Source organism: Prauserella rugosa (genome assembly GCF_000719975.1).
GTDB classification, from domain to species: Bacteria; Actinomycetota; Actinomycetes; order Mycobacteriales; family Pseudonocardiaceae; genus Prauserella; species Prauserella rugosa.
Genome location: NZ_JOIJ01000016.1, coordinates 54,899 through 79,716, shown reverse-complemented (window position 1 = coordinate 79,716; position 24,818 = coordinate 54,899). Strand labels below are relative to the sequence as shown.

Below are 24,818 nucleotides of genomic sequence, written 5' to 3'. Positions count from 1 at the left end.
GAAGGTGCGCACGTCCGCTCGTGCCGGCCGGTTCGCGCACTACCGTGCACGCCATGACCGGTAGTCCCACGATCGGCACCGCCGCCGATCTCGTCGCCACGTTGACCGCCCGGCTCGGCTCCGCCGGGGTGCTCACCGACCCCGACGTCACGATGACCTACGCCAGGGACCGCCTGCCCCTGGCCCCGTCCGGGACGCCGCTGGCCGTCGTGTTCCCGTCCACCACCGAGGACGTGCAGGCCGTGGTGCGCTCGTGTGCCGACGCCGGGATCCCGGTCGTTCCCCGTGGTGCCGGCAGCGGGCTGTGCGGCGGCGCCAACGCACTCGAAGGCTGTGTCGTGCTCGTGTCGACACGGATGAACCGCATCGTCGAGGTCGACCCGGCGAACCGGCTCGCGGTGGTCGAACCGGGCGTGATCAACGCCGACCTGCGCGCGGCCGTCGCCGAGCACGACCTGTTCTATCCGCCCGACCCGGCCAGCTACGACTTCTGCACCCTCGGCGGGAACCTGGCCACCAACGCCGGCGGCCTGTGCTGCGTCAAGTACGGCGTCACCACCGACTCGGTCCTGGGACTCGAGGTGGTGCTGGCCGACGGCTCGGTGCTGCGCACGGGCAGGCGCACCGTGAAGGGCGTCGCCGGGTACGACCTGACCAAACTGTTCGTCGGCAGCGAGGGCACGCTCGGCGTGATCACGCAGGCGACCCTGTCGCTGCGCCCGCGACCGCAGGCGCCGGGCACGCTCGTGGCGGTGTTCGGCCGGACCGCGGACGCGGGCGCGGCCGTGACCCGCATCGTCGGCGAGGGGCTCGTGCCCTCGCTGATGGAGATCATGGACGCCGCGACGGTGGCCGCCGTCGAACAGCACCTCGGAACCGACCTCGGAGCGGGCGACTCGGGCGGCGGCACGCTGCTGCTGTGCCAGTCCGACGCCGGTGGTGAGGCCGCGGTGCGTGAGCTCGAGGTGCTGGAGCGGGTGTGTGCGGAGGCAGGTGCGGCTCTCGTGCACTCGACCTCGGACCCCGCCGAGGGGGCGATGCTCATGCAGGCGCGCAGGGCCGTGCATCCGGCGATCGAGTCGATGGGCGCGCACATGACCGACGACGTGTGCGTGCCGCGCACCCGCATCGCCGATCTCATCGACGGCTGCGCCCGGATCTCCGCCGACGTGGGGCTGCGTATCGTCGTCAACGGCCACGCGGGCGACGGCAACATGCACCCCACCGTGATCTACGGCGGTGACGACGAGTTCGACCGTGCCAGGTCGGCGTTCGACGCGATCTGCGAACTCGGTCTCGGCCTCGGTGGCACCGTCAGCGGCGAGCACGGCATCGGAAAGTTCAAGCAGGACTGGCTGGCGCACGAACTCGGCCCCGTCGGCCTCCGCGTGCATCGCGACATCCGCAGAGCGCTCGACCCGGACGGCGTCTTCAACCCGGGGTCGATGTTCGCCTGACCCCCGCACTCACGTCACGGTGAGCAGGCCGATGACGCATCCGCACGCGAGCCCGAGCGCCGTTGCGAGCAGCAGGACCCACGGCAGGGTCACGGGCCGGTCGCGGTCGAGCATCCGGTCGACCGCGTGGGTGCCGGTGGCGTGCGGGCTGTCCGCCGGTTCGCGCACGGCGGTCTGCTGAGCGTCGAGCGCCGCCCGTTCCCGTTCGAGGGAGCCTTCGCCCGCGCCGGACAGCAGTCCGTACCCGCCGGGCGTCTCCACGACGGGTGGTGCGGGGGCAGGGGCGTCCACGGGCGCGGGGGCGGCGTGCCGCGGTGCCGGCCCTTCCGTGGGCGGCGCGTTGCGAGCCTGCGCCCGCAACGCCTCGGCCAACAGGCGCTCGGGGTCGTCGCTCATCAGAGCCCAGCGTAGTGCGGTACTCGGGGCGGGTCAGCCGGTCGGGCTGCCGTGTCACTCGCCGGTGACCCAGCGTCCAGCATGCATCACGCGCCGTGTTCGCAGGTTGTCGTCGAGTACGACCAGGTCGGCGCGCAGGCCGTCGGCGATCTGGCCCACCAGGTCGGAGATGCCGAGCAGCTCGGCAGGCCGGAGGGACGTCGCGTGGACGGCGTCTGCGATGTCCAGGCCGACGTCGTGGACGACGTTGCGGAACGCGGCGTCCATGGTGAGCGTGCTGCCCGCGAGGGCACCGGAGTCCGGCAGCGTGGCGACCCCGTCGCGGACCTCGACGTCGAGTGCGCCGAGGGTGTAGCGACCGTCGGGGGCACCCGCGGCGGACATCGCGTCGGTGATCAACGTCGTCCGCCCGCGGCCGGCGTGCGTGGCCGCGAGGTGCAGGACGTCGGGGTGCACGTGGATCAGGTCGCTGATCAGCTCGACGGTCACGCGCTCGTCGTCGAGCAGGACGCCGACCGCGCCGGGCTCGCGGTGGTGCAGCGGGCGCATGGCGTTGAACAGGTGTGTGGCGACGGTGGCGCCCGCGTTCACGGCGGCGCGCAGTTCGTCGCGACGCGCGTCGGTGTGCCCGACCGCCGCGAGGACGCCGGCCTCGGACACCTGGCGCACCGCCTTCACTCCGCCGGGCAGCTCCGGTGCGAGCGTGACCATGCTGACCGGGCCGGCGTCGAGGAGGGTCGACACGGCGTCGCCGTCGGGTGCCCTGAGCACCGCCGGATCGTGTGCGCCGCAGCGGGACTCGGCCAGGAACGGACCCTCGAGGTGGATGCCGGTCAGCAGACCGTCGGTGACCAGCTCGCTCAGTGCCGCGATCTGGTCGGTCAGGGTCGCGATCGGTTCGCTGACCAGGCTGGCCAGCATCGTGGTGGTGCCGTGCCGGCGGTGGGCCAGCACCGCACGGGCGGCTTCGGCGGGGTCGGTGGTGGAGAACGACGCACCACCGCCCCCGTGGCAGTGCATGTCGACGAAACCCGGCACGACGAGATCGCCGCCGAGCTCGACTCGCGGCCCGGTGGGTGGGGCGGAGGTGCCCGTCGCGACGATCGTGTCCCCCGACACCGCGATCCACCCGTCGTCCACCACTCCCGACGGCAGGGCGATGCGTCCCCCGGCGAGAACGAGGTCCGGGGGCGGGGTTGCGGTGTCGTGGGGACTGCTCACGGCGCCATCCTATTGGTCCAGACCAGCGTGCGGCTACGAGAAAACCTTGCGATGTGAGAGTTCCCGCGTGCCGGGATCCGAACCGGAATCGCCCTTCAGGGCGCGGAAAGGACTACTGCTTCGAATCGGGCATGGTGCGCTGCAAGGCTTCGAGTGCCCTGCTGGCTGTGGACTTGACCGTGCCCTTCGAGATGCCCGTCGCCTCGGCGATCTCCGCCTCGGACAGGCCGCCGTAGTAGCGCAGTACGAGCACTTCGCGTTGGCGCGGCGGCAGTTTCGACAGCGCTTTCACCACGGCCTGGTGTTCGGTCGACAGCATCGCGAGGCTCTCGGCCGACCTGGCGTTGACCGCGTGCGGCGGCACGTACTCGCGAGCCGTCTTCCGGCGCCGCAGCACGCTGCGCGACCCGTTCACGACCGCGGCACGCAGGTAGCCGACCGCGGCGGCGGCGTCGCGCAGCTTGCCCCAGTTGCGGTGCAGACCGGTGAAGGCCTCCTGGACGACGTCCTCTGCGGTCGCCGGTTCGTCCACGAGCAGGATCGCCAACCGGACCAGGCGCATGCGGTGCTGGCGGTACAGATCCTCGAGGGTCAGCGGTCCCTCGCGCGGCGGAGCCTGCTCCTGGGCGGGGGCGTCGAGCGTGCGAAGGTGCCGAAGCGTCTGTTCGACCGCGTTCGTGGCATTGCCGTCGGCGCTGCCGCCGGCCGCGCCGCTCTCGGCACTGCTCATTCAACCCGTCCTTCGTGCTGGGGATCTCTCCGCCCGCGCATGCTCAGCGTATCGGTTCCCCTCCCCGCCGACCCAGGTTTCCCGGCAAGCGGTCCGGCCAGGCCGGTGGGGTATTGGGGCGGCCGGCGATCCGGCGGGTGACGGTGCGGTCGGATGGCGGTGCGGTCGGATGGCGGTGTGGGCGGGTGTGTGGGCGGGTGAGGCCTGCGCCGCGTGCGGGCGTACGTTCGCGGCATGACTTGGTACGTGGTTCAGACGCGGTACGACGGTGACAAGTACGTGGACGTGCGGCCGCGCCACCGGGATTACCTCGCGGAGCTGGCCGAGCGCGGTGTGGTGGCCGTCGCCGGTCCGCTCGAGGACAACGTGGGCGGCATGGTGATCATGCAGGCCGAGAGCAGGGACGAGCTCGAGCGGCTGCTCGACGCCGATCCGTATCACCTCGAGGGAGCACTCGCCGAACGAACCGTGCGCGAGTGGAAACCGGTCATCGGAGCGTGGCTGCCCTCGTCCGACTGACGGTTGATTCCCGTGCCACGAAGGTGACTGTGGCCTGCGTGCGGCGCAGGCCACAGTCACCTCGGCGGCACAGCGGTGATCAGCTGTCGTGGACGATCACGCCGCGGATGTTCTTGCCGTCGCGCAGGTCCTGGTATCCCTCGTTGACCTGGTCGAGGGTGTACTTCGTGGTGACGAGCTCGTCGAGCTTCAGCTGGCCCGCGTCGTAGAGGCGCAGCAGCTTGACGATGTCGTACTGCGGGTTCGACGAGCCGAACAGCGTGCCCTTGATCGTCTTCTCGAACAGCGTCATCACCCCGCCCGAGACGTGCACGGTGAGCTTCTCCGGGTTCGCCAGCCCGGTGATGACCACGGTGCCGCCCTTGCCGACGGCGTCGAACGCCTCGCCGACGACCTGCTCGTCGACGGTTCCGACCAGGATGAGCGCCTGGTCCGCCATCTGGCCCCAGGTGAGTTCGGCGATCTTCGCGGTGGCCTCCTCCGCGGTCGCGAACGCGTGCGTCGCGCCGAACTTGAGGGCCGTCTCGCGTTTGAACTCCACGGGGTCGACGGCCACGACGTACTTCGCACCCGCGCTCGCGGCGCCCTGCACCGCATTGATGCCGAGCCCGCCGATACCGAAGACGACGGCGGTGTCGCCCGCGCGCACCCCGCCCGCGTAGTTGGCGGTGCCCCATCCGCTCGGGACACCGCAGCCCACGAGCACGGCGGTCTCCAACGGCAGCCAGTCGTCGACCTTCACCACGGAGTGCTGCGAGATCGTCGCGCGCTCGGAGAACGTGCCCAGCATGCACATGGCTCCGATGTCGCTGCCGCCGCCGTGGAAGCGGAAGCTGCCGTCCGGCATGTGGCCGTCGAGGATCGTGGCGCCCATGTCGCACAGGTTCGACCTGCCGGTGGCGCAGTAGCGGCACGTCCCGCAGTTGGGGATGAAGCTGCACACCACGTGGTCGCCGGGCGCCACCTTCGTCACGCCGGGACCGACGTCCTCGATGACGCCGGCGCCCTCGTGCCCGCCGATGATGGGGAACCGCGGCACCAGGTCGTTGTCGATGAGGTGCAGGTCGGAGTGGCACAGCCCCGCGGCCGTGTACTTGATCAGGACTTCGCCGGGCCCGGGCCCGTCCAGATCGACCTCCATGATCTCGAACGGCTTACCCGCGTCGAACAGAACCGCTGCCTTCGTCTTCACGGTGACTCCCTCGTCCGTATTGCGTCATTGCAATGCGTGCACTCGAGATTGTCGGAGCGTTCGCCGTGCTGAGGGTGTGCAGCTTTTGCACACACGGGGTTCGGCGCGAACGCAGGCGCCCCACGCCGTCAGGTCGTGATGTGCAGCGTGCGGATGCGGTTGTACAGCGTCGAACGGCTGATCCCGAGTTCGCGTGCCGCGCGCACCTTGTTGCCGCCGACGGCCGCGAGCGCGCGCGTGATCGCCTCGTACTCGGCCTGCTGCCATCCCGACAGGTTCGGCGCGGTGGTCGTCACCGGGCACAGCGGTGCCAGGTCGCGTGCGGTGATGTCGCCGGTCGAGCGCTGTTCTGCGACGTCGGACAGCACGGTCTCGAGTTCCCGCAGGTTGCCCGGCCACGGTTGGGCGGCCAGCAGTTCGAGTGCGCCCGCGGTCAGCCGCGGGGTCGACTCGGGACGGATGCCTGCCAGGATCGTCTTGGCCAGCGCCGGGATGTCGGCGCGGCGGGCGCGCAGGGGTGGCAGTTCGACCCGGCGGTGCACGCGGGCCAGCAGTTCGGCGTGCACATCCGCACCGGTGCCGGAGTCGCGGGTGCCTGCGGTGAACGCGAACCACGCCGGTGTCTCGTCGAGCAGCCGCGCCGTCCTGGTCGCCGACAGGGGCGGCAGCAACTGGACGTCCCGCACGACCACCAGTCCGGGATGGTGCGTGGCGAGCCGTTCCAGTCGCGTGCACCATTCGCCCTCGCCGAGAGCCGCGACGTCGCCGCCGTCGACCCGGACCAGCGGCAGCGATCCGGCCAGCACGGCGGTCGCCGCTCCGCGGCCGCTGCCCGGTTCACCGATGACCAGCACCCGGCGGCGGGCCTGGGCGCTGCGCACCAGGCGGTCCTCGACGTCGCCGGGGAGCACGCCGCCCGCCGCGCGCCTGCGGGTCGCGCCGCGGTAGGCGGGCCGCAGCGGTGCCAGTTCGAACAGCATGCCCGCGTTGACCGACACCGCCTCCATCCGCACCTCGACCTCGGTGCCGGACGACAACCGCATCCGCTGCACCCCGCGGCGGGTGCGCGACAGCTCCCGCAGCATCGGATGGTCGGCCGGGTCGACCAGGTCGACGGCCGCACTGTTGGCCAGCACCACGTCCTCGCCGAGCGCCAGTACCGCCGACGACCGGTGCCGCGCGGCCTGGAACGCGGCCAGCAGACGTTGCTGGGCCTGGTTCGAGCCGTCGAGCAGGCGGTGTTCGATGTCGGCCACCGCCTGCAGGAGGAACGGTGCGAGCAGCGGATTGGCGTCCTCGACGAGGCCGGTGATGTCGAGGACGCCTTCGAGCCTGCCGGTCGCCGGGTTGGTGATCGGATGTCCGTAGCAGGTGAACCGCTTGAGCGCGTCGAGGAAGTGCTCCTCGCCGTGGACGGCGATGCCGCGGCGCAGTTCGTACGGCGTGGCCAGGGAGTTCGTGCCGCTGGTCTCCTCGGTGAACCGGCATCCGGGCACGGCACTGACGTCGTCGAGGGCCCGTTCGAGCGCGCGATCGCCGTAGCGGCGGGCGACGATGCGGCAGTCGCGGTCGGCCAGCAGCACCGACAGCCGCGTGTCCCGCAGATGCCGGGAGACCTGGTCGAGTACCGGGTCTGCGGCACGCAGGAGGCGGCTACGGATGTCGATGTCGGTGAAGTCGTCGCGCGCCAGCCGATCGGCGGGGCTGCTGGGCTTCAGGCCCGACAGTTCGGCGCGCCGCCAGGACTGGGCGATCTCGGCTCGTAGCGTCACCGGGCACTCCTCGCTGAGTGGGTCCGGTGCTCATCATCGCAGTTCGCAGCTCGCCGATGCAGCCCCGCGAACGGGTCAAGGCCCGCGGGCCGCACCGCCGCCGGCCTTCAGGAGAGCAGGGGCGGGACGAACCGGCAGCGTGGCGGCTCGGCGCTCGACGGGTCGAGGGCGTTCAGCACCAGTTGCGCGGCGATGGGGTCGTAGGTGATGCCGAGGTGGTCGGTCTTGTCGGCCGGGCACACGTCCTGGAGCAGGATGTTCTCGACGTTCGGCGCGGGGGCGAGGAAGGCGTTGGTGTAGGGGGTGACCACCTCGTCGTACTTCGTCTGGATCACCGTGTAGTCCACGCCCGGGACGGTGTCGCCGCCCGCGTTCAACTCGGCGAGGAACGCGGAGTTCTTCTCCTGGTCGTTGAAGGCGGGGAACGGGATGCCGATCAGATCGCGCAGCGGTGGCACGCGCTGGACGAGGCTGAGCAGGCCGAACAGGTCGGTGCCGTAGTTCGAAGGGGCCAGTCCGATCAGCCGGTCGATCTTCTGCTCGCCGCCGAGGTGCTTGATCCAGTAGCGCGGATTCATGCCGCCTTGGGAGTGGCCGACGACGTCGAGCCGGTCCGCGCCGGTCGCGGCGAGCACGCGGTCGCCGAACTCCGCCAGCTGCGTGGCCGTGTCCGCGACGGGGCCGACCGTCTGGACCGGGCTGCCCTTCGCCCCACCGAGGTTCACGCTGAACACGCAGTACCCGGCGTCGGCCAGCGTGCCCGACAGGCCCGCCCAGTCCGCGTACGAGTTGACCAGCGTGCCGTTGGACAGCAGGACGGGGTTGGGATGTTCGGGACTCGGCTCGCAACCCCAGTCGTTGGTGTGCGGTGGCATGACGGTGGGCCGGGCGCCCGAGTACGTCAGTGCGGTGACGATGTTGGGCTGCGGCGGTCCGGTCGGCTCCTGCTCGGGGACCTCGGCTGCCTGCGCCGGTGCGCCGAGTCCGATGCCCAGAACTCCGAGGCCCAAGACGATGCCGATCGCGGCGCCGAGAGCGCCGAGCCGCCGCAGTGGTGCACCCACGAGGTCCCGCTTTCCTTGTCGTCACCGTTGACGAAAGGGAAGCGTAGGTGATCACCGCGAAACCGGCGCCCGGAGATCGCGCCACCGCGCCGACCTCCCGCACCGGCGGATGCGCCGGTCAGTAACCTCCGCCGAGTTTCGTGTGGTCCCAGCTGACGATCTTTGTGGGGGTGAGCACGAGTCCGATGCGTTTCGGTGCCTGGTGGGCGATGCCTGCCTTGAGCTCGTCGGGCGCCTCACCCTCGAGTCCGGCGTAGCGCATCGCGAGGGTCGTGCCGATGTCGGCGACGGACTCGGTGTCCTCGACGAACGCGACGTCGCACTCCATCGAGACGCCGCGCAGCTGCTCGTACGACTCCCCCGACTCGATGAGCACCGTGGCCTGCGGCAGCCGCATGAGGTTGGCGATCTTCTGCGACTTCCGGTACGTCCACGTCGCGAGCGCAGGCACGGGGGCGCGGGACTCCTGCGGGAAGTACCACAGCGGTGCCAGGTGTGGCCTGCCGTTGGGGTTCATCGTGGCGACGTTGATGACTCGCTGCTGTGCGAAGTACGCGCGCACCTCGTCGTCGCTCATGCGGATCTGGTCGCGGCGGGACAACCGTGTCCTCCCTCGTAGCGGGCGATGTCGATCATCGTGCCAGCGCCGGAGGGCGGAAGGAAGCCTCCCGCCCTCCGAGCGTGGCCTGCCGAGCCGGGTGATCTCGTGCGCGCCGGCCGATCTGGCGTCACCTCCGTGGTGTCTCGTTGGGTGGCGCCGCGCCCGCCGGTGCTGCGGTCACTTGATGGCGGCGCGTCCACCGTGGCCGTTGAGCGCCGATTCGCGAGCGCCGCGCTTGGCGATGTCCTCGATCGCGGCCTCGTCGGCCTTGGCCACGCCCTGGAAGCGCGATCCGAACTCGATGACGGGCGGCAGTACGGCCCTGATCAGCTTCATCACGCCGACCCACTTCGGCACGTGGATGACGCGGGCGCGCTTGCGGATGCCCTCGGTGAGCTGATCCAGAGCCAGGTCGAGCGGGTAGGTCTTGCCCATGAGGCCGGGCATGCCGGTGCGGAGCTTGCCGAACACCGGGTGGGAGTCGGCGCTGTCGACCAGGTCGGTCTTGATCCACGTCGGATGGGCCACGCCCACCTTCACGCCCAGGTGCTGCAGCTCGGCGCGCAGGCTGTTGCAGAACGCCTCGACACCGGCCTTGGCTGCCGCGTAGTTGGACAGTCCGGGCGCGTGGGCGATCGCCGCGAACGACGAGATCGCCAGCAGGTAGCCCTTGCGGTCGATGACGTGGGGCATCGTGACGCGGAACGTGCGCCACACGCCGAGCAGGTCGACCTCGAACACCTTCTCGTAGGCGTCGCGGTCGACCGAGCGGGCGAAGCCGGTCGTGGCGATGCCCGCGTTGGCGATCACGATGTCGATGCCGCCGAAGTGCGACACGACTCCTTCGGTCGCCTTCTCGAGGGCGTCCCAGCTGGTGACGTCGGCCTCCCACGAGCGGGCGTTCGGGCCGATGCGCTCGGCGACCTTGGCCTGCTCGTCGGCTTCGAGGCCCACGAGTGCGACCTTGGCGCCGTCGGCGGCCAGGCGTTCGGCCAGCCCCGCGCCGATGCCGCGCGCCGCCCCGGTGATCAGCACGACCTTGCCGCGCACGTTCTTCAGGTTCTTCTGGCTGTCGCTCTTGCCGCCGGACAGGAACGTCACTGTTGCCTCCTCGGTGCTCTCACCGGGACCGTACCCCAACTTACTCGCAGTAGGCTACTGCTCGGTAGACGCGCTGATCGTCCCTTCGGGGTCCCGATGATCGTCTCCGGCTCGCCGCCCGGCGCGGAACATCCGAGCCGCCGCGTGACGTTGCCACGGACATGGCAGTGAATCTTGGGAAGTACGGAATCTGGCGCTGGTGGAACGGCGTCGACACGGAACTGGCCGCCGAGATCGAGAAGCTCGGCTACGGCACGATCTGGCTCGGCGGCAATCCGCCCGGCGACTTCGAGCACGTCGAGGCGCTGCTCGACGCGACGTCGTCGATCACGGTGGCGACCGGCATCGTCAACATGTGGACGGACGACGCCGCGACGGTCGGTGCCTCGTACCGGCGCCTCGCGGCCAAGCATCCGGACCGGTTCCTGCTCGGTGTCGGCGTCGGACACCGTGAGGCCCAGCAGGAGTACGAGAAGCCGTACGACAAGATCGTGTCCTACTTGGACCAGCTGGACGAGGCGGGCGTCCCCGTCGAGGGCAGGGCGCTCGCCGCGCTCGGACCGAAGGTGCTGAAGCTGTCGGCGCAGCGCGCGCTCGGGGCGCATCCGTACCTGACCACCCCCGAACACACGGCACAGGCGCGCGAGCTGCTCGGCAAGGGCGTGCTGCTGGCGCCCGAGCAGAAGGTCGTCCTCGACACCGACGACGCGCGGGCACGCGAGACCGCGCGCGGGCCGATCAACCAGCCGTACCTCGGCCTGACGAACTACCGGAACAACCTGCTGCGCCTCGGATGGTCCGAATCGGACCTCGACAACGGCGGCAGCGACGCGCTGATCGACAAGCTCGGTCTGCACGGCGACGCCGAGACCGTGGCCGCGGGCGTCAAGAAGCACATCGAGGCCGGCGCCGACCACGTGTGCATCCAGGCACTGCCCATGCAGGACGACCCCCTGCCCACCTACCGAGCCCTGGCCGAGCTCCTGAAGTAGGCGGCCAACGCCACCGAGGTGCCGTTGGGCGCACCGAGCGCAGCCAACGGCACCTCGGCGGCACCTCACGTGACTACTGCCCGGCCTCGGCGAGCTTCCGGGCGCCGGCCGTGGACCGCTGCGTACAGCCCCGCGCTCGCCACCATGACCGCGGCGAGAACGAGGAACATCGTCGCGTAGCCCGTCCGCTCGGCCAGCAGGCCGAGAACGACCGGTCCCAGGCCGACGCCTCCGTCGAGCATCAGGAAGAACGTCGAGATCGCGACGCCGAACTCGTCCTGCGACACCCTCGCCACGGCCGCGGCCTGGCAGGCCGGATTGATGGTGCCGAAGCCGAACCCGGTGAGCGCGCCGGTGGCCACGATCATCCAGTCGGCGGAGGCCGTGCCGAGCAGCGCGAGCGCACCGGCGAACACGACCACGGCCGAGTAGACGACGACGTTGTCCCCGCGCCGGTCCTGCAGTCTGCCCATGACGAACCGGCTCACGAACATCACCAGCGCGTACGCCACGAAGAACAGGCTCGCGCCGCGTTCGAGCCCTTCCTGCGCGGTGTAGGAGTTCAGGTACGTCACGATGCTCGAGTACACCGAGCCGATCACCAGGATGAACAGCCCGATCGGCAGCACGGCCGGATGCACCATCGTGCGCAGGACACCGCGGAAGCCGGGCCGGGTACGGCGCGTGCGGTGCCCGGCGGGTTCGCCCTTCGTCGACACGAGCAGCGCCAGTCCGCAGGCCACGACGTGGACCACCAACAGCGCCCAGAACAGCGGGTCGTAACCGCTGCCCTCCACGATCTCCAGGCTCAGGAACGGCCCGACCGCGGTCGAGAGCGTGATGCTGAGTGCGAAGTAGCCGGTGCCCTCGCTGCGCCGCGACGCCGGGATGCGGGCCTGTGCCAACGTCATCGCGGCCGTGCTCGTCCCCGCGAACAGCACGCCATGCAGTGCCCGCACGACGAGCAGTGCGGGCAGCGAACTCGCCACGAGGTACAGCGCGGCGACGGCGGTGCAGGCGAGCAGTCCGACCCACAGGACGCGCCGTCGTCCGATTCGGTCGACGAGTCCGCCCGCGAACAACCTCGCCACGGTCGCGCCGACCACGAAGATGCTGGCCGCCAGACCGCCCGTCGAGTCGGACACGGCGAACCGGGTCACGGCGTACACGGCCATGACCGTGACGAGTCCGTAGAACGTCAGGGCGAGGCAGAAGTTGACCACCCAGACGAGGGCGAGGTCGCGGGACCAGATGCGGGGGCGGGGTGCGGTGGAGGGGGTGGCCGTCGTGTCCTGTGCGTCGGCCCGTGCCGTCATGACCAGCTCTCCCTGATTGTTTGCCGTAAGCAATCTTAATGGGGCGCAGGGTTGATCGGCCTATGACAGCGACCACCAGGACCACGGGCACAGTCCACACTGCGAGAAGCGAACGCGGCGCAGGAACACCTCGTCGCCGAGCGGGCATTACCCGAGCCGCGGCCTACTGAATCGAACACTGAATCGATGTTGCGAAAAAGGCCACGTCAGCGCTTCGGGGCCTTCACCGTGTCATCGGGTGATGCCAGGCTGTGGCTCGTAGGATCCGGCGCAGGAACCCCCGGCGCCGGACGTGTCCCGGCGCCGTATTCGCAGGACGAATCAATCGCACCTACGACGGGGAACACGGCTGGGTGCGAGCAGTCAGGCCCGTCAGTCATGAGCCCGAGGAGGACAACGATGCCCATCGCCACACCTGAGGTCTACGCGGAGATGCTGGACCGCGCGAAGCAGGGTGAGTTCGCGTACCCGGCGATCAACGTGACCTCGTCGGAGACCGTCAACGCGGCGATCCGCGGGTTCGCCGAGGCCGAGAGCGACGGCATCATCCAGTTCTCGACCGGTGGCGCCGAGTTCGCGTCGGGTCAGAAGGTCAAGGACATGGTCACCGGTGCGCAGGCGCTGGCCGAGTTCGCGCACGTGGTCGCCGAGAAGTACGACGTCAACGTCGCCCTGCACACCGACCACTGCCCCAAGGACAAGCTCGACGGCTTCGTCCGCCCGCTGATCGAGATCTCGCAGGAACGCGTCAACGCGGGCAAGAACCCGCTGTTCCAGTCGCACATGTGGGACGGCTCGGCGATCGACCTCGACGAGAACCTCTCGATCGCCTCGGAGCTGCTCGACAAGGCGGCCGCCGCGAAGATCATCCTCGAGGTCGAGATCGGTGTCGTCGGCGGCGAGGAGGACGGCGTCTCCAACGAGATCAACGAGAAGCTCTACACCGCTGAGGGCGACTTCCTGAAGACCGTCGACGCGCTCGGTGCCGGCGAGAAGGGTCGCTACCTGCTGGCGGCGACGTTCGGCAACGTGCACGGCGCCTACAAGCCTGGCGCGGTCAAGCTGCGTCCGGACGTGCTCAAGCGCGGCCAGGAGGTCGCGGCCGAGAAACTGGGTCTTTCCGCCGGTTCGAAGCCGTTCGAGCTCGTCTTCCACGGTGGTTCGGGCTCGTTGCTCGAGGAGATCCACGAGGCCGTCAGCTACGGCGTGGTGAAGATGAACGTCGACACCGACACCCAGTACGCCTTCTCGCGGCCGATCGCCGACCACTTCTTCAAGAACTACGACGGCGTGCTCAAGGTCGACGGCGAGGTCGGCAACAAGAAGACCTACGACCCGCGCAGCTACCTCAAGGCTGCCGAGGGCGGCATGGCCGCGCGCGTCGTCGAGGCTGCCGAGCACCTGAAGTCGGCAGGCAAGAAGCTCTGACGCGGTGGCGGGTCTGCCCCGCAGCGCACGTTCCGCCGAGCCCGAGGTCCGTTCGCCGTACACCGGCGACCGGACCTCGGGCTCTCCGATCCCCGTTCGGGGGACGCCTCGCCCACGGTCCGTCGTCAGGCACAGTGGGCGGTGTGATGTCGAAACGTCTTGTCGCGATCGTGCTCGTCGGGTGTCTGCTGCTGATGGGTGTCGCGTCGTCGTTGGCCGTGCTGCTCTGACCGCGGGAGCGGCCGGTGGTTGAATGGCGGCATGACGCACAACCTGCTCGAACCGGACCCCACCACGCTCCCGGAGCGTCCCGACGCCGAAGCCGCACTCGACGCGGGCACCGAGCCGAGTGAAGTCGCCGCCGAGCACCCCGATTTCAGTGAGGCGTGGGCGGCACTCGCCGAACGCGCGCTCGGCGAGAACGAGGTCGTCGACGCCTACGCCTACGCCCGCACCGGTTATCACCGGGGCCTCGACCAGCTGCGCCGCGCGGGCTGGAAGGGGTTCGGCCCCGTTCCGTGGGCGCACCGTCCGAACCAGGGCTTCCTCCGCAGCGTCGCCGCGCTGGCCAAGGCAGCGAGCCGCATCGGGGAGACCGACGAGTACGAACGCTGCAAGCAGTTGCTGCTCGACTCCGATCCCGCTTCGGCCGAGGCCACGGGCCTGGCCTGAACCGCCACACGACAAGGCCGCCGGGATGCTCTGCACCCCGGCGGCCTTTCCGTGTCCGCGCGGCCCCTTCGCTGCGCTTCGTTGTGCTTCGATGCGGCCGGTCTCAGAACTCGCCGCAGTTGGTCGGCGGCTGCTCACCCTTCACACGCTGGTCGAGCCACCGGTAGGCCTTCGGGTAGGCGGCCACGTAGCCGCCGACGTGCGTCGGGATCGCCACGGTGTCGAACTGGACGGTCGCGCCGCCTCCGCACCACGACCGGGCCATGTCGCGCCCCTGCTCGTACGGCACGATGTCGTCGAGCCTGCTGTGCGCCACATACACCGGCGCCTGCGGCGGCACCGTGCCGATGCGCTGCTCCTCGACGGCGCTGCGGAACGGCTCCTCGTCGAGGTAGGCGCCGATCGGCCTGCCGTCCGCGGTCAACTCGGACGTGCGGCGCAGCAGGTTGCCGATCAGCCCGTCGCCCGTACAGCTGTTCTCGATCTTCGTCCGGACCTCGCGGCCCTTGTCGTTCAGCATCTCGTCGATGCCCAGGTTCGGGTATGCCTCGTGCATGCCCGCGACGGCGAACAGCAGGAACGCCGCCGCGTAGTGCCCGTCGAGCTGCTCGGCCACCGCCGCCAGGTCGGCGGGCGGCGCGCCTGCGAAGGAGCCGCGCAGGTCCAGGTCCGGGGCGTACTCCGGCTGGAGTTCGGCGGCAGCGGCCGATGCCCCGCCACCCTGCGAGTAGCCGGCCGTCAGCACCGGGCCGTCGGAGGGCAGGTCGGCCTCGGGGAGCCGCTGCGCGGCCCGCACCATGTCGAGCACCGCATGGGCGGAGGCCTTCCGGTTCACGTAGGTGTGCACGCCAGGGGTGCCGAGTCCCTCGTAGTCGGTGAGCGCGACGGCATACCCGCGGGCGAGCATGCCCTTGATGAAGATGCCCTCGTACTCGGTGCCGGACTCCATGGCCCTCGACGGTGCGCACCGGTCGGCCATGCCCTGGGTACCCGCGGCGTAGCCGACGATGGGCCGCTCGCCCGGACCGTCCCACTCCTTGTGCGGGGTGAGGACCGTGCCGGTCACGGCGTTCGGTTCGCCGTGCGTGTCGTTGCTGAGGTACATGACCCGCTGCGCGTCGGCCGGTGCACGCGTCAGTTTCAGCGGATCGAGGAAGAACGTGGTCTCCTCGTGCCGGATGATGTCTCCGTCGTCCCCGTCGGGAAGCGGGGACGGTGGTTGGTAGAACTCCTCGCTCGCCGGGGCCACGGGGGCGGGCGACATCGGCTCCGCGGCGGCGGGGGCGGCGGTGAGCACGGACGCGGCGGTGGCGGATGCGGCGATGACGGCGAGTGCGCTGACGGACGCGGTGGTCCTTCCGCGGCGAACTGATCGCATGTAGCTCTCCGTTGAGCGTGGCGTTGTGTGGTTGTCGACGTGCGGTTTTCGACACTGCTGTCCGAAAAAGGTTCGAGGTGAGGAGGGCTCGATGTCAAGCCCCCGTAAGCGTGGGCCGGGACGTCCGCGCACACGGCCCGTCCAGGAACAACGCAGTCGGGTGCTGACGGCGGCGCGTGCGGTGTTCGCCGAGCGTGGGCGGTCGGGAGCGACGATCGAGCAGATCGCGCGCGAGGCTGGCGTGCGCAGGCAGACCGTCTACGAACTGTTCGAGGACCGCGGCACGCTGTTCGACCAGGTCGTGGCCGACGCCGAAGAACTGGCCTACGCCACCATCGCCGAGCGCGGCGCGGCTGATGCGGAGCTGGATCTGCACACGTGGGCGCGGCGGAACTACGCGGCCATGTTCACGCTCGCCTCCGACCATCCCGACGTGCTCGCGGTGTTGCAGCAGGCCGAGCGGGCGGGTACCGGCGCGTTGACGCGGTTGCGCGGGCGGTTGGCCGAGGTCTACACGGAGGCGAGTAGGCGACGGTGGGCCGAGCACGGTGTCGAGCCGGGCAGGGCCAACACCGCACTGGTGGCGATGTGGTTCGCGATGGCGGAGACGCTCGTGGCGATGAGGTGGCCCGCCGCTGCCGGCTCGACCGCCGACCCAGCCGGTGAAACAGACGGGCGCGCAACGGCCGAGACCTCCGCTGGAGATGCCGATGCGCCTGATCCGGAGGCGCTGATCGACCTGCTGACCGAGTTCACGGTGGGCGGTGTCCTGCGCCTGCAGCGGCACACGCCCGACGTCATCGACCGGCTGCGGTGACCTCCGGGAAAGGGAACCGTACGGACGGCTCCGCGGCGCCCCTGGTGGCGACCGGGACGCCGCGGGAGCCGATCCCGCGCTCGCCGCGGCGAGCGCGGGCCGATCCGGCCGTCAGCAGGTGGAGAGCATGTCCTTCAGTGAGGCCTTCTCCGCCTCGTTGACGGTCAGCTCGTACTTGTGCTTCACGCCGACCCACATCGAGGCGTACGTGCAGTGGTAGGAGTCGATCGGCTGCCATTCGGACGGGTCGGAGTCGCCCTTGGACCGGTTGGACGCGGCCGTGACGGCGATCAGCTGCGGCGATTCGAGGTCGTTGGCGTAGGCCTCGCGCTCGTCGGTGGTCCACTCCGAGGCATCCGTCCGCCAGGCGTTGGCGAGCGGCACGACGTGGTCGATGTCGATGTCCGACGGGTCGCTGACCGTCTCGCCGTCGAACCCGCTGTACCAGCTGCCGGAGGTCGGGTAGCAGTCCGTGCCGGTCTCGACGTCGTCGCCGTCGCGCTCGAGCACGAGCTCACGGGTGTTGCAGTTGTCCTCGTGGCTGCTCCAGTGGGGGAACTCGTCGCGGTCGTAGCCGTCGAGCGAGCCGTCGGGGGCGACCGTCAGCGACTCGAGCTGGGTCTCGGCCTCGGTCGGCGTGGGGATGCCGGGCGGCTCGGCGAGCGCGGTGCCCGCGCCGGCGAACGTGAGGGCGGCGGTCGCACCCAGGGCGACCGCGGAGTTACGGAGAGTACGGAAGACAGTCACGACAGCACCTCTCGACAAAGGGGGAATCCGGTGACGTGAAGGACTTTCCGACTGTCTCCAAGGCAGGTAACGGAATCGTTAACCCTGGGCGGAATCAGACCGATGTCGGGGGCAGAACCAGACGGAAGTCGTGTGTATGCCTGTACCAAGTCCACCGCGACATCGGCCGCGGACAGGGCACCCCGTCGCGTTCGGGCACGACCTCGCTCCCGCCGAGCTGGAACGCCCTGCCTGCCAGCCGGGTGCGCCGTTTCAGGAGCCTGCCGCGGGTGATCGTCACGCTGAGTCCACTGCTCGAGGTGTCACTGCCCGCCCGCGGGTCGGGCCGCACCTCGAGCAGTTCGGCCTCGCCGCGCAGTGCCTCGGTGTCGTCGCAGTAGGCCACGCCGCGCGGTTTGCGCACCACGCCGAGCCCCAGCAGCACACCGCCCGCGTCGTCCCTGATCAGCGGAACGTCGCGCGGTTCGGCCGACCACGCGGTGTCGAACGAGGCGGACGTCTCGCGTGGCAATCCCCACAGCTGCGCGATCTCCGAGTGGGCGGTCGGCACGTAGCCGACGGCGATGTCCCCGAGCCGGTCCTTGCGCAGCAGCCGCAGTGCGACCGCGGCGAGGTCGCCGTCCTGCCCCACGACCACGAGTCGCTGCGGTCCCGAGGTCAGCAGCCGGTCGACGTCGGCCTTGCCCGGACGTGCGGGCACCTTCTCCGCCTCGGCGCCCTCCGGCAGTTGAAACCCCAGCTCAGCGCCGCCGCAGAGCAACACCAATCCCCGCACGAGAACCCCCTCGGTTAGGCTCATGTACCGGCATTTCCCAGTCATATCGACTGACCGCCACGCGTCAGCGTCCGAAACGACCACAGCCACTACCTCACACCTTGGAGTTTCACATGCCGGCCATCGTGCTCATCGGTGCCCAATGGGGCGACGAAGGCAAGGGCAAGGCCACCGACCTGCTCGGCGACAAGGTGCAGTGGGTGGTGCGCTACCAGGGTGGGAACAACGCGGGCCACACGGTGGTGCTGCCCGACGGCCAGGACTTCGCCCTGCACCTGATCCCGTCCGGCATCCTCACGCCGGGCGTGACGAACGTGATCGGCAACGGTGTCGTGGTCGATCCGGGTGTGCTGCTCGACGAGCTCGAAGGGCTCGAGGCCCGCGACATCGACACGAGCAAGCTGCTGCTGTCGGCCGACGCGCACTTGATCATGCCGTACCACGTGGCCATCGATAAGGTCACCGAGCGCTACCTCGGCAGCCGGAAGATCGGCACCACCGGACGCGGCATCGGTCCGTGCTACCAGGACAAGGTCGCCCGCGTGGGCGTGCGCGTGCAGGACGTGCTCGACGAGAAGATCCTGCGCCAGAAGGTCGAGGCCGCCCTGGAGTTCAAGAACCAGGTGCTGGTGAAGGTCTACAACCGCAAGGGGCTCGACGCGGCCGAGGTCACCGACACGGTGCTGAGCCAGGCCGAGCGGTTCCAGCACCGCATCGCCGACACGCGACTCGAACTCAACAAGGCCCTCGAACGTGACGAGACGGTGCTGCTCGAGGGTTCGCAGGGGACGCTGCTCGATGTCGACCACGGCACGTACCCGTACGTCACCTCGTCCAGCCCCACCTCGGGTGGCGCGAGCGCCGGTTCGGGCATCGGCCCCGGCCGCATCACCACGGTGCTGGGCATCCTGAAGGCCTACACCACGCGGGTCGGTTCGGGTCCGTTCCCGACCGAGCTGCACGACGAGGCGGGCGAGAACCTGCGCAAGTCCGGTGGCGAATTCGGCGTCACCACGGGACGTTCGCGCCGCACCGGCTGGTTCGACGCGGTGATCGGCCGCTACGCCTCGCGGGTCAACGGCATCACCGACTACTTCCTCACCAAGCTCGACGTGCTGTCCGGGCTGGAGCGGGTGCCGGTGTGCGTGGCCTACGAGGTCGACGGTGAGCGCACCGAGGACATGCCGATGACGCAGACCGACGTCCACCACGCGAAGCCGGTCTACGAGGAGCTGCCCGGCTGGTGGGAGGACATCAGCGAGTGCCGCAGCTTCGAGGAGCTGCCGAAGAACGCGCAGGCCTACGTCGAGCGGCTCGAGGAACTGATGGGCACCCGCATCTCCGCGATCGGCGTCGGCCCCGGCCGCGAGCAGACCATCGAACGGCACGCGATCCTCTGAGGGCCACATGCCCCCGAGGGCCCCATGGTTGCGTTCAACGCAACCATGGGGCCCTCGGGGGCTTTAAGACCTACTTGTTCTCGAAGGTGCGGATCGCTTCCGCGGCGATGTCGGAGTGGTCGGCGAACACGCCGTCGATCCCGGTGGCGAGGAACGCCTCGTACTCGGCGAAGATGTCGCCGTAGTCGGCCGGGTCGTCCGACGACTGCAGGTCCGTCGGCAGGAACTCGTTCTCGGCGCGGAACGTCCACGGGTGCACGATGAGGCCCTCGTCGTGGGCGTCGTCGACCAGTGTCGTCGGCTCGGTCAGGTTGCCCTCGTCGTCGGTCGGGATGATGCGGCTCTTCTCCGGGCCGACCGCGGAGGCGTACGAGGCGATCTCCTTGAGCCCCTCGGGCGTGACCAGGTCGTCGTAGGTGCGCGGGTCACCGGACTCCACGAAGTCGTACGGCGCGCCCGAGGCGTCGACGAGCTGCACGAGCGGCACCCGCACCTGCTTGCTGAGCTCCTTGAGGTTCGACACCTCGAACGACTGCACGTACACGTTGGACTTCGACTTGTTCAGGCCGTTGCGGTTCAGCGCGTCCACCAGGAGCGGTTCGAGTGCGCGGTCCTGCTGCTGGAAGTACGTCGGGTGCTTGAGCTCGGGGTAGACGCCGACGTCGCGGCCGAGCTCGCGGGACAGCCGCTCGGACAGGTCGATGATCTCCTGGAACGTGGCGATCTCGAACCGCCCGTCGTAGATCGTGTTGTGCGGCCGCGTCTCCGGGATGCGCTCGACGGCGCGCAGCGTCTTGAGCTCGGCGAGCGTGAAGTCCTCGGCGAACCAGCCCGTCATCGGCTTGCCGTCTACCTGCTTGGTGGTCTTGCGGTCGGCGAACTCGGGGTGCTCGGCGACGTCGGTGGTGCCGCCGATCTCCGGCTCGTGCCGCGCGACGAGCACGCCGTCCTTGGTGGTGACGAGGTCGGGCTCGATGTAGTCGGCGCCCATGCGCGCCGCGAGCTCGTACGCGGCGAGCGTGTGCTCCGGGCGGTAGCCGGACGCGCCGCGGTGCGCCACGACCTTGATGTCGTCGGCCTGCTCTCCGCGCTCGGCGGCGTGGCCCGCGGCGCCGGACGTGGGTCCTGCTGCCGTCGCGGGGGCGATGCCGGTGGTCGCGAGCACGGCGAGCGCGCTCAGCGCCGCCACCGTCAGACGTTTACGGATTCGGGACGTGTTTGCCATGTTGTCGTCGCTGCCCTCTCTCGGTCCGATGGGGACCTCGTTACGTTCGCGGCCGCGCGCGACCACCCGGCGACAGCGTGGCAGCCGCAGGGGCACATGCGGGTGAACGCCCGGCTATCGGGGTGTCTACGCTGATGTCCCGTGCGCTTCCTGGTTATCGGCTCCGGAGCCCGCGAGCACGCCATCGCCCTGGCCGCCTCCCAAGACCCGTCGGTGACGGCGATCGCCTGCGCGCCCGGCAATGCCGGGATCGCCGCGCTGGCCGAGCCGCTCGGCGTCGACCTCACCGATCCCGCGGCCATCGCCGCGCTGGCCGCCGAGTGGCGTGCCGACCTGGTGGTGATCGGCCCGGAGGTGCCGCTGGTGGCCGGCGCCGCCGACGCGGTGCGCAAGGAGGGCATCGCCTGCTTCGGACCGTCGGCGTCCGCGGCCCGCATCGAGGGGTCGAAGGCGTTCGCCAAGGAGGTCATGACGGCGGCGGGCGTGCCAACCGCGCGCAGCGAGGTCGTGGACAACCCGGCCCACCTCGACGCCGCACTCTCCCGTTTCGGTCCGACCTGGGTGGTCAAGGACGACGGGCTCGCCGCAGGCAAGGGCGTCGTCGTCACGCGCGACGTGGAGCAGGCGCGCAAGCACGCCCTGATGCTGCTCGACGGCGGACATCCGGTGGTGCTGGAGTCGTTCCTGGACGGCCCCGAGGCCTCCCTGTTCTGTTTCGTCGACGGCCGCACGGTGGTGCCGCTGCTGCCCGCCCAGGACTTCAAACGCGTCGGCGACGGCGACTCGGGACCGAACACCGGTGGCATGGGTGCCTACGCGCCGTTGGCCTGGGCGCCGGCCGAGCTCGTGGACGACGTCGTGGAGCGCATCGTGCAGCCGGTGGTCGACGAACTCGCCGACCGCGACGCCCCGTTCAGCGGCCTGCTGTACGCGGGGCTGGCGTTGACCAGCGACGGTCCGCAGGTGATCGAGTTCAACTGCCGTTTCGGCGACCCGGAGACCCAGGTGGTGCTGGCGCTGCTGCGCACTCCGCTGGCCGGGCTGCTGCACGCCACCGCGACGGGCACGCTCGCCGACCAGCCGCCGCTGGAATGGTCCGACGGCGCGGCCGTCACCGTGGTGCTCGCGGCCGACGGCTACCCGGGCAAGCCGCGTACCGGCGACGTGATCACCGGTGGTGAGGCCCAGGGCGTGCTGCACGCGGGCACGCGCAGGCGCGACGACGGCGCCGTGGTCTCCAGCGGTGGCCGCGTGCTGTCGGTGGTCGGCACCGGTCCGGACCTCGACGCCGCCCGCGCCGACGCCTACGAGCGGGTCGCCTCGGTGAACCTCGCCGGTGCACACCACCGGACCGACATCGCGTTGCGCGCCACCCGCGGGGAGATCGCCGTTCCCGCCTCCTCCTGAGCCGGCCTCCGCACCTTCGCCTCTCCCGCGCCTCGGCACCTCGGCACCTCAGGACGCCGGAAAACCCTCAGCGCCGGAAACCTCAGCGCCGGAAAACCATCAGCGCCGAAAACCCTCCGATCGGAGGGAACCGAGGCGCGGGCGGGAACGTCGAAGTTCAGGTCACCGTCACATCCGAGTTGGTAACCTGCCAGTGATACCGGACGACTACCGGCCGTAACAGGGGGTGCGCATGGCGTCAGAATCAGGCTCGGAGGCCGGCGAAGGCGGCGCGATCGTCGAAGGCGGCGCGGCTGTCGAGGGCGTCGAGGCTGTCGGAAGTGGCGCGACGGGTTTCCCCGCGTCCGTCGCCGGTTCGCCGATCCCCGCTGTGCCGTCCGCGAAGGACATCGACGTCGCGCCGGACAAGGTCGGCGAGGTCGCGCGGATCATCGACGAGCAGGCCGATCAGCTCGACCGGAAACTCTCCGAACACCTCGGCTCACTGCGCATTCCCGCCCCCGCGGAGGACACGGTGTCGCAGCACGCCGTCGGCGTGTGGAACGACGTCGTCAGCGGGCCGGAGGACTCCTACGCGGCGCACGCGCGTTCCTACGTCACGCAGCTGCGCGGGCTGGCGTCCCAGCTGCGGCGCGCAGGCGAGGAGTACACGCGCTCGGACCAGGAGAAGGCGGACACGTTCGGGGATCGGCGTGGTTTCCCCGCGTAGGCCCGGCTCGGCGACCCGGCGGCAGATGACGCGGAATGAGGGGTAGCGACATGGTCATGGACGTTTCGCAGCGTGCGGAGGAGATCCGCAACCATCGCTTCGACGGCTACACCGACAACATGCTGGCCAACGAGATCGACCTGTTCCGCGGCGGTGCGGGCACCAACGGCATCGGTGAGGCGGTCAACGCGCTCAAGGCCGTCTCGAAGGCGCTGAACGAAACGGAGAACACCCTCCGCACGGAGCTGGGCAAGCTCGGCGTGGACTGGACCGGCGACGCCGGTGAGCAGGCGCAGCGGTGGCTGACGGGCCAGGCCGACTACTCCAGGGACGCCCACGCACAGGTCGAGGAGGCGGCGAAACAGATCTTCGCGCAGGGTGAGGCGTTCAACCGCACGATGCACCAGCTGCCCGACGCGAAGGCGCTGCGCGAAGGCTCCGGCGGTTACGGGTTCGCCGACGCGCTCGGCAGTCTCATCGGCTTCGAGACCGACAACGCCAAGCGCGTGGCGCAGGGCCAGGAGGCACGGGCACAGGCGCTGGAGGCGCTGAACGGTTACGCCCGTTCCTCCGGCGACAACCTCTCCTCGCTCCCGCAGATGGAGCAGCCCGAGATGATGGCCGCCTTCGTCTCCGACGTGCCAAGGGAGGTCGACGCGGGCGGTCCGCCTGCGACCGACGGTGGTTCGGACACCCCGGACGTGCAGCTGCCCGCGACCGACGCACCGGACAGCACGACCGACACGTCCGGTGTGGCTCCGCCCGCGGCCGCTCCCGTCGTCCCGCCCGCATCGGCACCGGTGCCGCCCGCCGCGGCCCCCGTGCCGACGCCGACGTACGAAACGCCCTACGCGGCGCCGCCGGTCGGTACCGGGTCGGTGCAGCCGGGCGGTTCCCACGCGGGCACCGCGCCCTCGTCGACGGCTCCGAGTAGTTCGGCGCCCGTCCAGTCGGCTCCCGGCGCGGGGTATCTGCACGTGGCACGGCCTGGCGGTCGTCAACCCGTGTCGGGCAACAACCCCTCGAGCGGTTCGGCACAGGGGCCGGTGTCGGGCACGCAGGCCGTTCCCGGCACCCCGGGAACCCAGACCCCGCAGGGCACTCAGGGACTCCAGGGCACGCAAGGACTCCAGGGGACCCAGGCGAGTCCGGGCGCGACTCCGGGTGGGCAGACCGGGGCCGGTGGTGGCGCGGCCGTGGGCAAGACCCCGGGTGCTCCGGTCGGCCAGGGAACTCCGGCAGGCCCCGGTACTCCCGGTGGTACGGACCAGGCGCCCGGCAATCAGACCGGCGGCAAGCAGCCCGGTGCCGTCGGCGGCAAGCCGGGCGCGCTGCCCGGTGCAGGCACGCCCGCGGCCCCGGGTACCGCCACGCCCGGCGGTGGTGGCGCGGTGGCGCCCGCGCCGCTGGTGGGCGGCAAGGCAGGCGGTCCGGTGTCCGAGTCGGACCAGTTGGCCAAGGGCAAGTCGTTCGGTGTCGCGCCCATGCCCGGCGGCGGTACGACCGGCGCGGGGAACGCCTCGTCGGCGGGAATGCCGAAGGCGGGCGGGATCTCGTCCAACGACCTCGGTGGCGCCGCGGGTGCCGTCGCGGCCGGCGGCATCGCCGGTGCGCTGGCCGGTGACCGCGACCGCAGCGGAGGTGGCCGCAGCGCCGCCCCGCGTTCGCCCCACCAGAACATGGCCGACCTGCCCGAGGAACAGGCGCGGGCCGAGCGCAACCGGGCGGACAAGGCCGGTACGGACCGGCGTGGTGTTCTGCAGAAGGCCGCGCCGCAGGAGGGGGACGACGACGCCACGCACGTGCGGCGGTTCGGTGTCGACGACAACGACCTCTTCTCCGACCAGCGCATGGTCGCCCCCGACACGATCGGCGACCCGGATTCGGAACAGCGGTGAA

General features: G+C 70.4%; 23 protein-coding genes. 10 read left to right on the top strand and 13 right to left on the bottom strand.

The features are described from left to right. Positions 1 to 53: 53 nt before the first annotated feature. Positions 54 to 1,457 (top strand): FAD-binding oxidoreductase, encoded by a 1,404-nt coding sequence (locus IF64_RS0119815; RefSeq protein WP_051758018.1) that lies wholly within the window; start codon positions 54 to 56, stop codon positions 1,455 to 1,457. 9 nt (positions 1,458 to 1,466) lie between these two features. Here the strand turns inward: IF64_RS0119815 and IF64_RS0119810 are convergent, their stop codons facing one another. From IF64_RS0119810 to IF64_RS0119800, 3 genes are all read right to left on the bottom strand, one after another. Continuing rightward, on the bottom strand, positions 1,467 to 1,853 hold the full coding sequence (locus IF64_RS0119810; protein ID WP_030533650.1) for a hypothetical protein: 387 nt from the start codon (positions 1,851 to 1,853) through the stop codon (positions 1,467 to 1,469). Positions 1,854 to 1,907: 54 nt separating this feature from the next. Then, on the bottom strand, positions 1,908 to 3,074 hold the full coding sequence (nagA, locus tag IF64_RS0119805; protein WP_030533649.1) for an N-acetylglucosamine-6-phosphate deacetylase: 1,167 nt from the start codon (positions 3,072 to 3,074) through the stop codon (positions 1,908 to 1,910). A gap of 112 nt (positions 3,075 to 3,186) precedes the next feature. Further along, a complete protein-coding gene (locus tag IF64_RS0119800; protein ID WP_030533648.1) occupies positions 3,187 to 3,804 on the bottom strand; it encodes an RNA polymerase sigma factor in 618 nt (205 codons plus the stop codon). Positions 3,805 to 4,038: 234 nt separating this feature from the next. Here IF64_RS0119800 and IF64_RS0119795 point away from each other — a divergent pair, with 234 nt between their 5' ends. After that, entirely contained in the window at positions 4,039 to 4,323 is a 285-nt protein-coding gene (locus IF64_RS0119795) for a YciI family protein (protein WP_030533647.1), read from the top strand. A gap of 79 nt (positions 4,324 to 4,402) precedes the next feature. Here the strand turns inward: IF64_RS0119795 and IF64_RS0119790 are convergent, their stop codons facing one another. The 5 genes from IF64_RS0119790 to IF64_RS0119770 all read right to left on the bottom strand — a co-directional run bounded on the left by IF64_RS0119790 (position 4,403) and on the right by IF64_RS0119770 (position 10,011). Then, entirely contained in the window at positions 4,403 to 5,515 is a 1,113-nt protein-coding gene (locus tag IF64_RS0119790; RefSeq protein ID WP_030533646.1) for an NDMA-dependent alcohol dehydrogenase, read from the bottom strand. Positions 5,516 to 5,643: 128 nt separating this feature from the next. After that, positions 5,644 to 7,287 carry a sigma-54-dependent Fis family transcriptional regulator gene (locus IF64_RS0119785; RefSeq protein WP_030533645.1) on the bottom strand — a complete coding sequence of 548 codons (1,644 nt, stop codon included), beginning with the start codon at positions 7,285 to 7,287 and terminating at the stop codon, positions 5,644 to 5,646. A gap of 107 nt (positions 7,288 to 7,394) precedes the next feature. Beyond that, positions 7,395 to 8,351 carry an esterase/lipase family protein gene (locus tag IF64_RS0119780; protein ID WP_030533644.1) on the bottom strand — a complete coding sequence of 319 codons (957 nt, stop codon included), beginning with the start codon at positions 8,349 to 8,351 and terminating at the stop codon, positions 7,395 to 7,397. A gap of 118 nt (positions 8,352 to 8,469) precedes the next feature. Beyond that, positions 8,470 to 8,952: a pyridoxamine 5'-phosphate oxidase family protein gene (locus IF64_RS0119775; protein ID WP_030533643.1), complete on the bottom strand. Its 483-nt coding sequence runs from the start codon at positions 8,950 to 8,952 to the stop codon at positions 8,470 to 8,472. A 177-nt stretch (positions 8,953 to 9,129) separates the two neighbouring features. After that, positions 9,130 to 10,011, bottom strand: a complete 882-nt coding sequence (locus tag IF64_RS0119770) for an SDR family oxidoreductase (RefSeq protein ID WP_030533642.1) — start codon at positions 10,009 to 10,011, stop codon at positions 9,130 to 9,132. 203 nt (positions 10,012 to 10,214) lie between these two features. Here IF64_RS0119770 and IF64_RS0119765 point away from each other — a divergent pair, with 203 nt between their 5' ends. Beyond that, positions 10,215 to 11,045 (top strand): LLM class F420-dependent oxidoreductase, encoded by an 831-nt coding sequence (locus IF64_RS0119765; protein WP_030533641.1) that lies wholly within the window; start codon positions 10,215 to 10,217, stop codon positions 11,043 to 11,045. A 65-nt stretch (positions 11,046 to 11,110) separates the two neighbouring features. Here IF64_RS0119765 and IF64_RS0119760 read toward each other — a convergent pair whose 3' ends face one another. Further along, a complete protein-coding gene (locus IF64_RS0119760; protein ID WP_048807578.1) occupies positions 11,111 to 12,361 on the bottom strand; it encodes an MFS transporter in 1,251 nt (416 codons plus the stop codon). A gap of 399 nt (positions 12,362 to 12,760) precedes the next feature. On the opposite strand from IF64_RS0119760, the gene fbaA reads away from it, so the two are divergent. Together fbaA and IF64_RS0119745 are read left to right on the top strand one after the other, a co-directional pair. Beyond that, positions 12,761 to 13,789: a class II fructose-bisphosphate aldolase gene (gene fbaA, locus IF64_RS0119755; RefSeq protein WP_030533639.1), complete on the top strand. Its 1,029-nt coding sequence runs from the start codon at positions 12,761 to 12,763 to the stop codon at positions 13,787 to 13,789. 261 nt (positions 13,790 to 14,050) lie between these two features. Then, positions 14,051 to 14,461 (top strand): DUF3151 domain-containing protein, encoded by a 411-nt coding sequence (locus tag IF64_RS0119745; RefSeq protein ID WP_030533638.1) that lies wholly within the window; start codon positions 14,051 to 14,053, stop codon positions 14,459 to 14,461. A 103-nt stretch (positions 14,462 to 14,564) separates the two neighbouring features. Here IF64_RS0119745 and IF64_RS0119740 read toward each other — a convergent pair whose 3' ends face one another. Then, on the bottom strand, positions 14,565 to 15,839 hold the full coding sequence (locus IF64_RS0119740; protein ID WP_030533637.1) for a lipase family protein: 1,275 nt from the start codon (positions 15,837 to 15,839) through the stop codon (positions 14,565 to 14,567). 91 nt (positions 15,840 to 15,930) lie between these two features. Between IF64_RS0119740 and IF64_RS0119735 the strand changes: the two genes are divergently transcribed. Then, complete coding sequence (locus IF64_RS0119735; RefSeq protein ID WP_030533636.1) at positions 15,931 to 16,656, top strand: TetR/AcrR family transcriptional regulator; 726 nt, start codon at positions 15,931 to 15,933, stop codon at positions 16,654 to 16,656. A 111-nt stretch (positions 16,657 to 16,767) separates the two neighbouring features. On the opposite strand, the gene IF64_RS0119730 is transcribed toward IF64_RS0119735, so the two are convergent. Further along, the gene (locus tag IF64_RS0119730; protein WP_030533635.1) at positions 16,768 to 17,403 is read right to left on the bottom strand and encodes an HNH endonuclease family protein; all 636 of its coding nucleotides are present in this window, start codon (positions 17,401 to 17,403) and stop codon (positions 16,768 to 16,770) included. A 94-nt stretch (positions 17,404 to 17,497) separates the two neighbouring features. Then, positions 17,498 to 18,178, bottom strand: a complete 681-nt coding sequence (locus IF64_RS0119725) for a hypothetical protein (RefSeq protein ID WP_425468483.1) — start codon at positions 18,176 to 18,178, stop codon at positions 17,498 to 17,500. Positions 18,179 to 18,291: 113 nt separating this feature from the next. Between IF64_RS0119725 and IF64_RS0119720 the strand changes: the two genes are divergently transcribed. Then, positions 18,292 to 19,578 (top strand): adenylosuccinate synthase, encoded by a 1,287-nt coding sequence (locus IF64_RS0119720; protein ID WP_030533633.1) that lies wholly within the window; start codon positions 18,292 to 18,294, stop codon positions 19,576 to 19,578. 70 nt (positions 19,579 to 19,648) lie between these two features. On the opposite strand, the gene IF64_RS0119715 is transcribed toward IF64_RS0119720, so the two are convergent. Beyond that, positions 19,649 to 20,785 (bottom strand): glycerophosphodiester phosphodiesterase, encoded by a 1,137-nt coding sequence (locus tag IF64_RS0119715; RefSeq protein WP_030533632.1) that lies wholly within the window; start codon positions 20,783 to 20,785, stop codon positions 19,649 to 19,651. Positions 20,786 to 20,944: 159 nt separating this feature from the next. Here IF64_RS0119715 and purD point away from each other — a divergent pair, with 159 nt between their 5' ends. The 3 genes from purD to IF64_RS0119700 all read left to right on the top strand — a co-directional run bounded on the left by purD (position 20,945) and on the right by IF64_RS0119700 (position 24,817). Continuing rightward, on the top strand, positions 20,945 to 22,210 hold the full coding sequence (gene purD / locus IF64_RS0119710; protein WP_030533631.1) for a phosphoribosylamine--glycine ligase: 1,266 nt from the start codon (positions 20,945 to 20,947) through the stop codon (positions 22,208 to 22,210). Between the two features lie 232 nt (positions 22,211 to 22,442). After that, positions 22,443 to 22,919, top strand: coding sequence for a type VII secretion target (locus IF64_RS0119705; protein ID WP_048807575.1), 477 nt, complete (start codon positions 22,443 to 22,445; stop codon positions 22,917 to 22,919). A gap of 56 nt (positions 22,920 to 22,975) precedes the next feature. Next, on the top strand, positions 22,976 to 24,817 hold the full coding sequence (locus IF64_RS0119700) for a PPE domain-containing protein (protein WP_030533629.1): 1,842 nt from the start codon (positions 22,976 to 22,978) through the stop codon (positions 24,815 to 24,817). Position 24,818 lies beyond the last annotated feature (1 nt).